The 14,408-nt window shown below is 69.7% G+C and carries 13 protein-coding genes; 5 read left to right on the top strand and 8 right to left on the bottom strand.

Going from position 1 to position 14,408, the window contains the following annotated elements:
• Positions 1–57: 57 nt before the first annotated feature.
• The 7 genes from ACSSS0_RS02910 to ACSSS0_RS02940 all read right to left on the bottom strand — a co-directional run bounded on the left by ACSSS0_RS02910 (position 58) and on the right by ACSSS0_RS02940 (position 8,485).
• The gene (locus ACSSS0_RS02910) at positions 58–1,527 is read right to left on the bottom strand and encodes an NAD-dependent succinate-semialdehyde dehydrogenase (protein ID WP_435985397.1); all 1,470 of its coding nucleotides are present in this window, start codon (positions 1,525–1,527) and stop codon (positions 58–60) included.
• A gap of 60 nt (positions 1,528–1,587) precedes the next feature.
• Complete coding sequence (locus ACSSS0_RS02915) at positions 1,588–2,835, bottom strand: saccharopine dehydrogenase family protein (protein WP_487229997.1); 1,248 nt, start codon at positions 2,833–2,835, stop codon at positions 1,588–1,590.
• A gap of 6 nt (positions 2,836–2,841) precedes the next feature.
• Positions 2,842–3,636 (bottom strand): ABC transporter permease, encoded by a 795-nt coding sequence (locus tag ACSSS0_RS02920; protein WP_435985395.1) that lies wholly within the window; start codon positions 3,634–3,636, stop codon positions 2,842–2,844.
• A complete protein-coding gene (locus ACSSS0_RS02925; RefSeq protein WP_435985394.1) occupies positions 3,636–4,550 on the bottom strand; it encodes an ABC transporter permease in 915 nt (304 codons plus the stop codon). The genes ACSSS0_RS02920 and ACSSS0_RS02925 overlap by 1 nt, the downstream gene beginning before the upstream one ends.
• Entirely contained in the window at positions 4,543–5,664 is a 1,122-nt protein-coding gene (locus ACSSS0_RS02930) for an ABC transporter ATP-binding protein (protein WP_487229998.1), read from the bottom strand. The genes ACSSS0_RS02925 and ACSSS0_RS02930 overlap by 8 nt, the downstream gene beginning before the upstream one ends.
• A complete protein-coding gene (locus tag ACSSS0_RS02935) occupies positions 5,661–6,911 on the bottom strand; it encodes a polyamine ABC transporter substrate-binding protein (RefSeq protein WP_487229999.1) in 1,251 nt (416 codons plus the stop codon). The genes ACSSS0_RS02930 and ACSSS0_RS02935 overlap by 4 nt, the downstream gene beginning before the upstream one ends.
• A gap of 125 nt (positions 6,912–7,036) precedes the next feature.
• Positions 7,037–8,485, bottom strand: coding sequence for a gamma-aminobutyraldehyde dehydrogenase (locus tag ACSSS0_RS02940; RefSeq protein ID WP_487230000.1), 1,449 nt, complete (start codon positions 8,483–8,485; stop codon positions 7,037–7,039).
• Positions 8,486–8,598: 113 nt separating this feature from the next.
• On the opposite strand from ACSSS0_RS02940, the gene ACSSS0_RS02945 reads away from it, so the two are divergent.
• The 4 genes from ACSSS0_RS02945 (at position 8,599) to ACSSS0_RS02960 (ending at position 11,981) form a co-directional block, all read left to right on the top strand.
• Entirely contained in the window at positions 8,599–9,102 is a 504-nt protein-coding gene (locus tag ACSSS0_RS02945; protein ID WP_435985390.1) for an Lrp/AsnC family transcriptional regulator, read from the top strand.
• Positions 9,103–9,152: 50 nt separating this feature from the next.
• A complete protein-coding gene (locus ACSSS0_RS02950) occupies positions 9,153–10,538 on the top strand; it encodes an aspartate aminotransferase family protein (RefSeq protein WP_487231179.1) in 1,386 nt (461 codons plus the stop codon).
• A 192-nt stretch (positions 10,539–10,730) separates the two neighbouring features.
• On the top strand, positions 10,731–11,423 hold the full coding sequence (locus tag ACSSS0_RS02955) for a hypothetical protein (RefSeq protein ID WP_487230001.1): 693 nt from the start codon (positions 10,731–10,733) through the stop codon (positions 11,421–11,423).
• A gap of 186 nt (positions 11,424–11,609) precedes the next feature.
• The gene (locus ACSSS0_RS02960) at positions 11,610–11,981 is read left to right on the top strand and encodes a VOC family protein (RefSeq protein WP_435985388.1); all 372 of its coding nucleotides are present in this window, start codon (positions 11,610–11,612) and stop codon (positions 11,979–11,981) included.
• Between the two features lie 215 nt (positions 11,982–12,196).
• Here ACSSS0_RS02960 and ACSSS0_RS02965 read toward each other — a convergent pair whose 3' ends face one another.
• The gene (locus tag ACSSS0_RS02965) at positions 12,197–13,135 is read right to left on the bottom strand and encodes an AEC family transporter (RefSeq protein WP_487230002.1); all 939 of its coding nucleotides are present in this window, start codon (positions 13,133–13,135) and stop codon (positions 12,197–12,199) included.
• Positions 13,136–13,216: 81 nt separating this feature from the next.
• Between ACSSS0_RS02965 and ACSSS0_RS02970 the strand changes: the two genes are divergently transcribed.
• The gene (locus ACSSS0_RS02970; protein WP_487230003.1) at positions 13,217–14,332 is read left to right on the top strand and encodes an LOG family protein; all 1,116 of its coding nucleotides are present in this window, start codon (positions 13,217–13,219) and stop codon (positions 14,330–14,332) included.
• Positions 14,333–14,408: the final 76 nt, after the last annotated feature.

A 14,408-nucleotide genomic window follows, 5' to 3' on the forward strand; every position in this document is an offset into this window, starting at 1 on the left:
ACGAGCCGGGCCGGTTCGGCGAATGTCCTCAGGGCGCGCGGGCCGCGCCCGACGGCGTCAGAGCGCGATGCCGACGTACTTCGTCTCGAGGTACTCCTCGATGCCCTCGAAGCCGCCCTCACGCCCGACGCCGGACGCCTTGACGCCGCCGAAGGGAGCCGCAGGATTGGAGACGATGCCCTGGTTGACGCCCACCATGCCGTACTCGAGCGCCTCGCTCATCGTGATGGCCCGCGAGAGGTCCCGGGTGAAGAGGTAGGCGACGAGGCCGTACTCGGTGTCGTTGGCGAGGCGGATCGCCTCGGCGTCGGTGCGGAAGGTCGTGACGGGCGCGACGGGACCGAAGATCTCCTCGCGCGCCATGTCGGCGTCGGTCGGCACGTCGGCGAGGACGGTCGGGCTGTAGAACCAGCCGGCGCCCTTCGGTGCCGAGCCGCCGACGAGGACCTTCGCCCCCTTGGCGACGGCGTCGTCGACGAGGGCCGACACCTTGTCACGGGCCTTCTCGTCGACGAGCGGGCCGACGTCGACGCCCTTCTTCGTGCCCTTGCCGAGCGTCAGCGCGCCCATCCGGCGGGCCAGCTTCGCGCTGAACTCGTCGGCCAGCGACTCGTGGACGTAGAAGCGGTTGGCGGCCGTGCACGCCTCGCCCATGTTGCGCATCTTGGCGAGCATCGCGCCGTCGACGGCCTTGTCGACGTCGGCGTCCTCGAAGACGAGGAAGGGCGCGTTGCCGCCGAGCTCCATCGAGACGCGGAGGATGCCCTGCGAGGCCTGCTCCATGAGCGAGCGACCCACGGGGGTCGAGCCGGTGAAGGTCAGCTTGCGCAGGCGCGGGTCGCGGATGAGCGGCTCCATGACCTCGCCCGTCGTCGCGTGGGTCGTCATGACGACGTTGAGCACGCCGTCGGGCAGCCCGCACTCGCGGAGCAGGTCGGCCAGGGCGAGCATCGTCAGGGGCGTCTGGCTGGCCGGCTTGACGACCATGGTGCAGCCGGCCGCGATGGCCGGGCCGATCTTGCGGGTGCCCATCGCGAGTGGGAAGTTCCACGGCGTGATCATGAGCGTCGGGCCGACGGGCTGCTTCATCGTCATGAGCCGGGTGGCCCCGTTGGGGGCGGTCGACCAGCGACCCGAGATGCGCACGGCCTCCTCGGAGAACCACCGGAAGAACTCGGCGCCGTAGGCGACCTCGCCGCGGCTCTCGGCGAGCGTCTTGCCCATCTCGAGCGTCATGAGCATCGCGAACTCCTCCGCGCGCTCGGTGATCTTCTCGTATGCCGCCCGCAGCAGCTCGCCACGGTCGCGCGGCGCCGTGCGGGCCCAGTCGGCCTGCGCCGCCACGGCGGCGTCGAGGGCGGCCCGGCCGTCGGCGACCGAGGCCGCCGCGACGTGGGTCAGCACCCGGCCGCTCGAGGGGTCGTCGACCGCGATGGTCTGCCCGTCGCTGCCGTCGCGCCACCGCCCGCCGATGAGCAGGCCCTTGGGCACCGAGTCGATCACTGACTTCTGCGTCACCGCTGCCATGCCTGAAACCCTATTCCTGTCGTCGTGGCCCGTGTCGGGCCCCTGTCCGTCCGAGTGGGCTCAGCGCTCGTCGATGCCCCACGGAGAGCCGTAGCCCTCGGGCTTCGGCGCCGCGAGCAGGTCGAGGAACGGCACGGCGTCGAACGCCTCGGGGCCGAGCACGCCGGCGCCCTTCCACGTGCCCCGGGCCAGCAGCTCGAGGGCGACGACGGGGTTGACCGCCGTCTGCCACACGACGCACTGGGCGTCGTAGCCCGCCATCGTCTCGGCGTTGTCGACGACGTGGTAGAGGTAGGTCCGTCTCGGCCGACCGTCCTTGCCGGTGCCCGTGACGAAGAGACCCGCGCACGTCTTGCCCGTCATCCGGGGGCCGATCGTCGCGGGGTCCGGCAGGGCCGCAGCGACGACGTCACGGGGCGAGACCTGGACGCCCTTGACCGAGATGGGCTCGGTGCGGTCGAGGCCGAGCGTGCCCAGCACCTTGAGGATGGTGATGAACTCCTCGCCGAGGCCGTACTTGAAGGTGACCCGCCTGGCGTCGACCCAGCGCGGCATGAGGAGCACCTCCTCGTGCTCGACGTTGACGCACTCGACCGGCCCGATGTCCTCCGGGAAGTCGAAGACCTCTGGCTCGCTGAAGGGCGCGGTCGTGAACCACCCGCGGTCCTTCTCCCACACGACGGGCGGGTTGAGGCACTCCTCGATCGTCGTCCACATCGAGAAGCTCGGGGCGAAGACCTCGTTGCCGTCGTCGTCGTGGACGACGAGGTTGGCGCCGTCGCGGGTGCCGAGCTCGTCGATCTCGCTGAAGAGGTGGTCGGCGGCGTAGCGGGCGAAGACGTCGGATAGTCCCGGCTCGACACCGATCCCGACGAGCGCGAGGCGACCGTCGGCCTCCCACTCCCCCGCCACGGCGAACTGCTCGTCGCCGAGCATGACGCCGACCTTCTCGTAGGGCTGCTCGGGATGACGCTGCGACAGGCTCATCGCCATGTCGAGGTAGTCGGCCCCGGCAGCCTTGGCGCCGTTGAAGATCGGCATGTCGAACTTCGGGTCGACGGCGTTGAAGACGTGCGTCGCCGCGTGCTCGCGGGCCAGCGCCGTCACGGCCTCGGCCGACGAGGCGTCGACCCGGGCCGCGACGAAGCGCGACTCCCCCGGGTGGCGTCCGGCGACGGCTGCGACCGTGCGCTCGGCACGCGACACGTCGTAGTCGGCGACGACCCAGCGCTCGAAGAAGCCACGCTCGGCGGCGATACGCGCGGCGGCGTCACCGACCCCGCCGGAGCCGATCATGAGGACACGCATCGGGGATCAGGCCACCTGTCGGTTGCGTCGGCTGGAGATGAGCTGCCCCGTGAGGACGACCACGAGCGCGAGCAGGAACATCAGCGTCCCGATGACGTAGACCTGCACGGGCACGCCACGGGCCGAGGCCCCCCAGACGTACATCGGGAAGGTGATCGAGCTCGGGCTCGCGTTGAAGTTGGTGATGATGTAGTCGTCGAAGCTCAGCGAGAAGGCGAGCAGGGCGCCTGCCGCGATGCCGGGGGCCGCGAGCGGCAGGGTCACGCGCAGGAAGGTCTGGGCGGGGTTGGCCCCCAGGTCCGCCGCAGCCTCCTCGAGCTTGGGGTCGAGCGTGGCCACCCTGGCCTTGACGGCCACGACGACGAAGGACACGCAGAACATGATGTGCGCGATGAGGATGGCCGTGCGCCCCGACGGCACGCCGAGCATGAGGAAGAGCGTGAGCAGGCTCGATCCCATGACGACCTCGGGGGTGGCCATCGGCATGAAGATCAGCAGGTTCGTCGCCGACCGCCCGCGGAAGCGGTAGCGGCCGAGCGCGAAGGCGATCATCGTCCCGAGCACGGTCGCCGTCAGCGACGCGATGACGCCGATCTGCAGGCTGAGCCCGAGCGACTCGCAGATCCCCTGCGCCCCGCACGGGTTGGTCCAGGCGGCGGTCGAGAACTCGTTGAAGTTGTAGTTGTACTTGCCCTTGGGGTCGTTGAACGAGAAGGCCGCCACGATCACGTTGGGCACGAGCATGTAGATGAGCACCGCGATCGCGGCGAAGGCGATGAGGTGTCGCTTGATCCAGGCCATCAGAGCAGCTCCTCGGTTCCGGCTCGGCGCACGTAGACCGAGACCATGGCGACGATGAGGATGAGCAGGATGAACGACAGCGCGGCGGCCAGCGGGTAGTCGAGCACCCGGAGGAACTGGCTGTCGATGACCGAGCCGATCATCGTCGTCTGGGTGTTGCCGAGCAGGCGGGCGTTGATGAAGTCGCCGGCCGCGGGGATGAAGGTGAGCAGCGTGCCGGCCACGACGCCCGGCAGCGACAGCGGCCAGGTGACCTTGCGGAAGGTCTGCCACGGTGAGGCGTAGAGGTCGCCCGCCGCCTCGATGAGCCGTGGGTCGAGGCGCTCGAGCGAGGTGTAGAGCGGCAGGATCATGAAGGGCAGGAAGTTGTAGGTCAGGCCCATGATGACGGCGAACTTCGAGTTGAGGAGCGAGTCGTTGGCCGTGAGGCCCACGGCCTGGAGCAGGTCGGTGATGTGCAGCTTCTGCGCCCACGTCGTGACGAACCAGTCGTCGGAGAGGATCGTGCGCCACGCCAGCGTCCGGATGAGGAAACTCGTGAAGAACGGCGCGATGACGAGCACGAGCACGAGGTTCTTGTAGCGCCCGGCCTTCTGCGCGATGAAGTACGCCAGGGGGTAGCCGAGCAGGAGGGCGAGCACGGTGGCCGTGCCCGCGTAGAGGAACGAGCGCACGTACTGCGGCCAGTACTGCTTCAGGGCGTCGACGTAGATGCCGACGTTGCCGGTGAAGGTGTAGCCGTCGTCGACGTTGCCCTCCTGGAGCGACTGCGACCCGAGGGTCACCATCGGCAGGACGAAGAAGACGACGAGCCACAGCAGACCGGGCAGCAGCAGGGCGTAGGGCACCCAGTTGCGCCGGCGCCTCGACGGGGGCGCCGCGGAGCCTGTCGAGAGGACGGCCGCCTCAGCCATGGTCGTCCACCAGCTCGGCCCCGGCCTCGGCGTCCTGCGACGCGTCGAGGGCGAAGCCGTGCTGGGCCGCCCACGAGACGGTGACGGTCTCCCCGAGGGCCGCTCGTGCCGTGCCGTCGTTCTGCTGCACGACGATGAGCTCCTGCCCCCAGGGCATCTGCACGGAGTACTGCGTGGCGACGCCGCTGAACGACACGTCGCGCACGATGCCGCGCAGGTGGTTGGGACCGCCCTCCTCGCCGAGGCGCAGCTTCTCGGGTCGCACGCCGAGCCAGACGTCGCGGACGCCGTCGGGCAGGTGCTCACGCGAGACCTCGAGGTCGGCGTCGTGGGCGCGGACCGTGACGACGTGGTCGGTGCCTCCCGGGTTGACCGTGGCCCGCAGCAGGTTGGACTGCCCGAGGAAGTTGGCCACGAACGTCGACCGCGGCTGTTCGTAGAGCGTCGCCGGGTCCCCGAGCTGCTCGAGGCGGCCCGCGTTCATCACCGCGATGGAGTCGGCCATGGTCATGGCCTCCTCCTGGTCGTGGGTGACGTGGATGAAGGTCAGCCCGACCTCCTGCTGGATGCGCTTGAGCTCGATCTGCATCTGCCGACGCAGCTTGAGGTCGAGTGCACCGAGCGGCTCGTCGAGGAGCAGGACGTCCGGCCGGTTGACCAGCGCACGGGCGAGCGCCACGCGCTGCTGCATGCCGCCCGAGAGCTGGGTCGGCTTCTTGCTCGCCACCTGTCCCAGCTGCACGAGCTCGAGCACCTCGTCGGCCTTGGCCTTGGCATCCTTGTCACCACGCCGCCGCAGCCCGAACATCACGTTGTCGAGCACGCTCATGTGCGGGAAGAGCGCGTAGCTCTGGAAGACCGTGTTGACGTTGCGCTGGTAGGCCTTGGTGTCGGTGATGTCGGCGTCGCCGATGCGGATGCGCCCGTCGGTGGGCTCCTCGAGACCCGCGATCATCCGCAGCGTCGTCGTCTTGCCGCAGCCCGACGGCCCCAGCAGGGCGAAGAACGAGCCCTGCGGGACGGTCAGGTCGAGCGGGTGGACGGCCGTGAAGGTGGCGAAGGACTTCGTGAGGGCGACGAGGCTGAGGTCACCCTTTCCCTGCTGCTCGCTCATGCCGTCGTCAGCGCGGAGAAGAGCTTGTTGTACTTCGTCTCCTCGACCGTGCTGAGGCCGCGGAAGACCTGCGCCCGCGACAGCACGTCGGCCGTCGGCACGATGAGCGGGTTCTTGCCGAGCTCGGGGTCGATCTTCACCAGCTCCTCCGCCGTGCCCTTGACCGGGGCGATGTAGTTGACGAAGGCGGCGACCTGCGCCATGACGGCCGGGTCGTAGTAGTAGTCGATGAGCTTCTCGGCGTTCTTCTTGTGCTTGGCGAGCGCCGGGATGACGAAGTTGTCGGACCAGAGCGTGAAGCCCTTCTCCGGCAGGGCGTACTGGATGTTCGGGTCGTCGAACTGGAGCTGGACGACGTCGCCGGTCCAGGCCACGCAGGCGGCGATGTCGCCCTTGGCGAGACCCTCGGTGTACTCGTTGCCGGTGAACCGGAGGATCTGCCCGGAGTCCTTGGCCTGCTGGATCATGTCGATCGCGGCCTGGAAGTCGGCGTCCGTGAACGAGTCGATCTTCTTGCCCTGCTCCATCATCACGAGGCCCACGGTGTCGCGCATCTCGGTGAGCAGGGTGACCTTGCCCTTGAGGGCAGGGTCGGTGAGCAGCTGGGTGATCGACTCGATCTTCTTGCCGCCGGTCGCCTTGAGGTTGTAGCCGATCCCGGCGAAGCCGCTCTGCCACGGGAGCGAGTAGAGCCGGCCCGGGTCGAACTCGACGTTCTTCAGGGAGTCGTCCAGGTTGCCGGCGTTCGGGATGTTGGCGAGGTCGAGCTTCTGGACGTAGCCCTGGCGGATGAGTCGTGCGACCATCCAGTCGGTGCTGCACCAGACGTCACGGCCGGTGTCCTTGCCGCCCTCGAGGAGCGGGCGCACCTTGGCGTAGAACTCGTCGTTGTCGAGGTAGTCCTCGGTGTAGGTGACCTTGATGCCGGTCTTCTTCTGGAAGGCGTCGAGCGACGGACGCGACTTGCCGTCGTCGCTCGTGTCGATGTACTCGGTCCAGTTCGACCAGTTGACGACCTTCTCCGTGTCGGACATGTCCTGCGCGGCCGCCGCCGTCTTGGCGGGTGCGACGGTCCCGGAGGCGCCGCCTCCCGTCGCGGGGTTCTTGCCGGACGAGCCGCAGGCCGCGAGGAAGGCGGCAGCGCTCACTCCGGCGGCGCCCATCATCGCCGAACGACGGCTGACGAGACCGCGCGCTAGAGCCGCGCGGAAGACCGGGTTGTCCGTGTCGAAGGACTTGTCGTTCATGGGTTCGTCTCCAGGGGTTTCGTGGGGGTCGGTTGGAGGGATCAGCGCTGACCCGAGATGGTGGTGCTCTGGGATGCCGTGTCCGACAGACGAGCTCGCGCCGCCCGCAGTGGACGGCGCGAGGCTCAGGAGTCGATGTTGGCCATGACGTGCTTGATGCGGGTGTAGTCCTCGAGGCCGTACATGGACAGGTCCTTGCCGTAGCCGCTGTGCTTGAAACCCCCGTGCGGCATCTCGGCGACGACCGGGATGTGGGTGTTGATCCAGACGCACCCGAAGTCGAGCCGCTTGCTCATGCGCATGGCCTTGCCGAAGTCCCGCGTCCACACCGACGACGCGAGGCCGTACTGCACACCGTTGGCCCAGGCGAGCGCCTCGGCCTCGTCGGTGAACTGCTGCACCGTGATGACCGGACCGAAGATCTCGTTCTGGATCTGCTCGTCGTCCTGACGGAGGCCGGCGAGCACGGTGGGCTCGAAGAAGTAGCCCTCGCCGAGGCCCTCGGCGCGGCGGCCACCGGCCTCGATGCGGGCGTGGTCGGGCAGGCGGTCGATCATGCCTCCGACGTGGGCGACCTGGTTGGGGTTGTTGACGGGGCCGAAGAGGGCGTCGGGGTCGTCCGGCATGCCGACCTTGGCCGAGCCCCTGGCGTACTCGGCGAGCGCGGCGACGAAGTCGTCGTGGATGCGCGGGCCCGCGAGGACGCGGGTCGCGGCGGTGCAGTCCTGGCCGGCGTTGAAGTAGCCGCCGATGGCGATGCCCTCGACGGCGGCCTCGATGTCGGCGTCGTCGAAGACGATGACCGGCGCCTTGCCACCGAGCTCGAGGTGGACGCGCTTGAGGTCGCGCGACGCGCTCTCGGCGACCTGCATGCCGGCGCGCACCGAGCCGGTGATGGCGACGAGGGCCGGCGTGGGGTGCTCCACGAGCATGCGGCCGGTCTCGCGGTCACCGGTGATGACGTTGAAGGTGCCCTCGGGCAGGAACTCCGCGGCGAGCTCGGCGAGGAGCAGGGTCGTCTCGGGCGTCGTGTCCGAGGGCTTGAGGACGATGGTGTTGCCTGCGGCGAGCGCCGGGGCGATCTTCCACATCGCCATCATCATCGGGTAGTTCCACGGCGTCACCTGGCCGACGACGCCGATCGGCTCGCGACGCACGAAGGACGTGTGGCCCTTCATGTACTCCCCCGCCGACTTGCCCTCGAGCACCCGGGCGGCACCGGCGAAGAAGCGCAGCTGGTCGAGCATCGGGGGGATCTCCTCGCTCTGCGTCAGCGCGTGCGGCTTGCCGGTGTTCTCGCCCTCGAGGCGGATGAAGTCGTCGGCCCGGGCCTCGATGGCGTCGGCGAACTTCAGCAGGGCGGCCTGCCGCTCGCCGGGGGTCGTGTCACCCCACGTCTCGAACGCGGTGGCCGCGGCGGCATACGCCCGGTCGACGTCCGCCTGGGCGCTGACGGGGGCCGTGGCCACGACCTGCGCGGTGGACGGGTCGACGATGTCGGTCGTCGCGTCGCCGTCGGGGTCGACGTACTGGCCACCGATGAAGTTGCGGAGCTGGCGCGGCTGCGAAGTCATGCGGGAATGCTAAACACATACCTTCGCAATCGTGAAGACTTGTCGAGATAAATCTTCGGAATCAGTTGTGCAGGGACTTGCCAACAGCGTGTTCCACAGGTCAGTATCGGCGCATGACGACGATCCGAGGTGTGGCCAACACCGGGGGGAACGGGGCCAAGAGACCCTCGGTCAATCTCGACGACGTGAGCAAGACCATCATCGAGCTGCTCCAGCACGACGGGCGCAAGTCCTACGCGTCCATCGCCCAGGAGGTCGGGCTCTCCGAGGCCGCGGTGCGCCAGCGCGTGCAGCGACTCCTCGACGCCGACGTCATGCAGATCGTCGCGGTGACGGACCCGCTGCAGGTCGGGTTCCAGCGCCAGGCGATGGTCGGGCTGCGGGTGTCGGGAGACATGACGTCGGTCGCCGACGCGCTGACCGAGATGGAGGAGGTCTCCTACGTCGTCACGACGGCCGGGAGCTTCGACGTCCTTGCCGAGGTCGTCTGCGAGAACGACACCCACCTGCTCGAGCTGCTCACGACCCGCATCCGCCCGCTCCCGGGCGTCACGGCCACCGAGACGTTCGTCTACCTGAAACTCAACAAACAGCTCTACAACTGGGGTACACGATGAGCATCAACCCGAACGAGGTCTGGGAACCCACCTCGGACCACCGCACGCCCATGGGCACCCTCCACTCCGAGGCCGCGCGCGACCACCTGTGGATGCACTTCACGCGCCACTCGGTGTTCGAGGACCGGACCGAGGGCGGCCTCGGCCACACCGTGCCGATCATCACCAAGGGCCAGGGCTGGACGATCTGGGACGACCGCGGCAACGAGTACATCGACGGACTCGCCGGCCTCTTCGTCGTCCAGGCCGGCCACGGCCGTGAGGAGCTCGCCGAGGCCGCGGCCAAGCAGGCCAAGGAGCTCGCCTTCTTCCCGCTGTGGAGCTACGCGCACCCCAAGGCCATCGAGCTCGCCGAGCGGCTCGCGAGCCACGCCCCCGGCGACCTCAACCGGGTCTTCTTCACGACGGGTGGCGGTGAGGCCGTCGAGACCGCGTGGAAGCTCGCCAAGCAGTACTTCAAGCTGACCGGCAAGCCGACCAAGCACAAGGTCATCTCGCGGGCCGTCGCCTACCACGGCACGCCGCAGGGCGCCCTGTCGATCACCGGCATCCCGGCGGCCAAGGAGATGTTCGAGCCGCTCGTGCCCGGTGCGCACAAGGTCCCGAACACCAACCTCTACCGCGCCCCCGAGCACCTGCGCGACGACGAGAAGGCCTTCGGCCGCTGGGCCGCCGACCGCATCGCCGAGGCCATCGAGTTCGAGGGTCCCGACACCGTGGCGGCCGTCTTCCTCGAGCCGGTGCAGAACTCCGGTGGCTGCTTCCCGCCGCCCGCCGGCTACTTCGAGCGGGTCCGCGAGATCTGCGACGAGTACGACGTGCTCCTCGTGTCCGACGAGGTCATCTGCAGCTTCGGCCGCATCGGCTCGATGTTCGCGTGCGACGACTTCGGCTACGTGCCGGACATCATCACGTGCGCCAAGGGCATGACGAGCGGCTACTCCCCCATCGGCGCGATGATCGCGAGCGACCGCCTCTTCGAGCCGTTCAAGCACGGCACGACGTACTTCCCGCACGGCTACACCTTCGGTGGCCACCCGGTGTCGGCCGCGGTGGCGATGGCCAACCTCGACATCTTCGAGCGCGAGGGTCTCAACGACCGGGTCAAGCAGAACGCCCCGATCTTCAAGGCGACGCTCGACAAGCTGCTCGACCTGCCGCTCGTCGGTGACGTCCGCGGCGCCGGCTACTTCTACGGCATCGAGCTCGTCAAGGACAAGGCCACCCGCGAGACCTTCAACGACGCCGAGTCCGAGCGACTGCTGCGTGGCTTCCTCTCCAAGGCGCTCTTCGACGCGGGCCTCTACTGCCGCGCCGACGACCGCGGTGACCCCGTCATCCAGCTCGCGCCGCCGCTCATCATGGGCCCGGAGCAGTTCGACGACATCGAGTCGCGGCTGCGCTCGGTGCTCACGGAGGCCGAGAACCACCTCTGACCCCAGCCTTCCCGACTCCGTGCGTATGCCGTGGGGGTGTCGCCGGCCACGAAGCCACCCGTTAGCGGGTGGCTTCGTGCGTGTCCGGGTCACGCAGGCGCACGGGACGGCTCGGAACGCTGGCACGGGCCGTTCGTTGGGGTAGGTATCCGACGAGTGCGACGCCGACGCACCGCCGACGAAGGAGAAGACATGGGATTCCTCGACAAGCTCCTGGGCCGTGAGCCCCTCCAGCAGCAGCAGCGGGCCCAGCAGCCGCCCACAGGGGCGCCGTATGCCGTCCCGCCGCCGCGCGGTGGCGCGTCGTCCGAGGACGAGCGGGCCATCGCCCGCTACAAGTACCTGCTGCGCACCGCGCCGCCGGAGGACATCGAGAAGGTGCACACGGAGGCCTTCGCCAAGCTCTCGCCCGAGCAGCGCCAGATCGTCCTCCAGCGCCTCAACGAGGACCTCCCCGAGGGTGAGCGCCCGCGCAGCGACCAGCCGGCCGACCTCGCCCGCAGCGCGACCCGCGCCGAGATGAGCCGGCCCGGCTACCTCCAGGGCGCCTTCGGCGGCGGAGGCCGCGGCGGGATGGGCGGCGGCATGGGGATGGGCGGCATGATCGCCGGCTCGATGCTCGGCACCATCGCGGGCGTCGTCGTCGGCTCGGCCCTCGCCGACATGATGCTCGGCGGCTACGAGTCCTCACCCGAGGCGCAGGAGGCCGGCGACGCGAGCGCCGACGCCGGCGACACCGGAGACACCGGAGACACCGGGGGCGATGCGGGCGGTGACGCCAGTGGGGATGCCGGTGGGGATGCCGGCGGCTCGGACTTCGGCGACTTCGGCGGCGGAGGAGACTTCGGCGACTTCGGCGGCGGGGGCGACTTCGGGGGTTTCTGAGCCACTCCGTAGCCAGGATCGTCGCGCGGCGTTCGTTTCCCGTGGTCCACGACTCGTTCGGGGCCACGGAACCGGGCGCCGCGTCCGTCTGCCCGACCGTCTGCTCAGGTGTCGGGTTCGTCCAAGACGGCGACGGCCGGCACGAGCGATGCTGGGCGCTCACCGTCACCGACGAAAGGGACCCCGATGGCCATCGCCGACCTCAAGATGCTCACCCTCGACAGCTCGGACGCTCGCCGCGACGCCACCTTCTGGTCGACGGTGCTCGGCTGGGAGGTCGCGCACGCCCAGGACGAGTACGCCATGCTCACCGGCCCCGGGGGCCTCGCCCTCGGCCTCGGCCTCGTCGACGACCACCAGCCACCGGCCTGGCCGAACGAGCACGGCACCAAGCAGTTCCACCTAGACCTTGCCGTCGACGACCTCGACGCGGCGGCCGCGGAGTGCGTCGCTGCCGGCGCGACGCTGCCCGACGAGCAGCCGGGCGAGACGTGGCGCGTGCTGCTCGACCCGAGCGGTCACCCGTTCTGCCTGACGCAGGCCGCCAACTGGGGCTGACCCCACCTCGCCCACTCGAGTGAGCGCGCAATACCACTCGAGGGAGCGCGCAACACCACTCGAGTGGCCCCGTCGTCACACGAGCCACACCTGACCCCTGCGTGGTACGCAGGACGGGCCAGAAGGGTGTGACGACGGGGCCACTCGACGGGGACGCGAGCCGTCGGGGCGTGACGACGGGGCCACTCGACGGGAGCTCGGGCGCCCGGCTGCGGTCAGACGCCGGCGAGCCAGTGGAAGAGCGCGGCGATCCCGAGGATCACCGGGACCGACGCGAAGGTGCTGACGAAGATGACGTCGCGGGCGAGGTTGACCTCGCGCCGGTACCGGACGGCATACGTGAAGATGTTCTGCGCCGTCGGGAGGGCCGCGGTCACGACGACGGCGAAGAGCGCCTCGCCGCGCAGTCCGAGCGCGAGGCCGACGCCGAGCGCGACGGCCGGCATGAGCAGGGTCTTGAGGACGACGATCGTCCAGACGTGCTCGGCAGCCCGCCCGGTCGCCGGGCGCGGCCCGCGTCGCAGCGAGATGCCGAACGCGACGAGCATCGACGGGACGGCCATCGCGCCGAGCAGGTCGATGGGGGCTGCGACGACGCGTGGCAGGTCGATGTCGAAGACGGCGATGAGCAGGCCTGCCACGGCGCCGAGGGTGATCGGGTTGCTGAACATCCGGCGCAGGCTCCGGCCTAGAGTCGGGCGCTCCCCGCGGGCGTCGCTGTCGAAGAGCGCCATGTAGACCGGCGTGATGATGAGCAGCTGCATGAGCAGCGTCGGCGCGACCCACGCGACGTCGCCGAGGACGTAGAGCGCGATCGGGATGCCGAGGTTGCCCGCGTTGACGTAGGCCGCCGAGAGGCTGCCGATGAGTCGCGACCCGAGCGTGCCTCCCGCCCAACGGAACCGGGCGATGAGCAGGTAGACGCCGACAATGATCGCGAAGCTGATGAGCGACGTCACGAGGTTGGCCGAGAGGACGGCGTCGAGCGAGGTGCGCTGCATGACGGTGAGCAGCAGCGCGGGCGAGGCGACGTGGAAGGCGAGCCGCGAGAGGTTGACCTGCGCCGAGTCGTCGAGCACCCGGCGGTCGGCGAGCAGCCAGCCGACCGCGACGATGATCGCGATCGTCGCGAATCCCTCGAGCACGCCGACCATGGCGGCGATCCTTCCAGCCGGCGACGACGCGACGTCGCCCGGGTCCGCTCCTCGGCCATCCGCCCGGGGCAGGATGGGGGCATGGAGATCGAGACGCTCGACGAGCTGGACGACCACCTCGCCTCCGAGGGGCCGCTGCGCGGACTGCGGCTCCAGGACCTCGACCTCACCACCTACGGCGACCGGCTCGCCTCCCGTGGCGACCTGACCGGGCTCGTCGTGCTCGGGGGCACGGTGCCGGTCCCGGTGGCAGAGGTGCTGCTGACCCGCGGCGCGATCCTCTTCCCGGGCATCGCCGACGCCCCGGTCGACCCGTGGCGCGGCCTCTACTTCCCGTCGGACCTCTATGAGGGCCTCGAGCACGGCTACGCCGAGACCCCCGATGCCAGGGCGTACGCGTGGCTCGTCGACGCCCGGTTGCGCACCGACGCGTACGCCACGCTCGTTCGCGCGATCCACGACGACTCCGTCACCGACGAGCTCGACGAGTTCGTCCAGGGTCGGTCGGTCATCGGGATCATGGGCGGCCATGCGCTGCAACGGGACTCGGCTGCATACGCAGGCGCGGCGCGACTGGGCCACGCGCTCGCCGAGGAGGGGCACCTCGTCGCGACCGGCGGTGGTCCCGGTGCGATGGAGGCGGCCAACCTCGGCGCGCTGTGCCGGAGCGTGGCAGCCGTCGAGGAGACCGTGGGCCGTATCGCGAACGTGCGGGGATTCCGGCCGGACGTGACGGCGTGGGCCACGACGGCCCTCGCGGCACGGCGGGTCGTCGTCGGCGACGAGCCCCAGGCCCCGTCCGAGACGCTCGGCCCGTCGGCCCGGTCACTCGGCATCCCGACGTGGTTCTACGGTCACGAGCCGCCCAACGTCTTCTGCGACGTCATCGCCAAGTACTTCTCCAACGCGATCCGCGAGGAGGGCCTGCTCGCCCGGTCGAACGCCGGGATCGTCGTCCTCGACGGCGCGGCCGGCACCGTGCAGGAGATCTTCCAGGCCGTGACGCCGCTCTACTACGCGCCCGAGGAGGCGCCGCTGCCCCCGCTCGTCCTCGTCGGGCGCGAGCACTGGACCGAGCGCCTGCCGGTCTGGCCTGCCCTGCGCGCCATCGCCGCCGGTCGCCCGATGGAGGAGGCCGTCCACCTCGTCGACTCGATCGACGAGGTCCTCCCCCTCCTGGCAGCCCCGACTCCCTGACTCCTGACGCCCGACCCCCCCGACTCCCCGACTCCCCGACCGAACGCAGCGTTCGGTGCCGAACGCGCTGTTGGAA

It is taken from the genome of Terrabacter sp. R4-6, assembly GCF_057529065.1.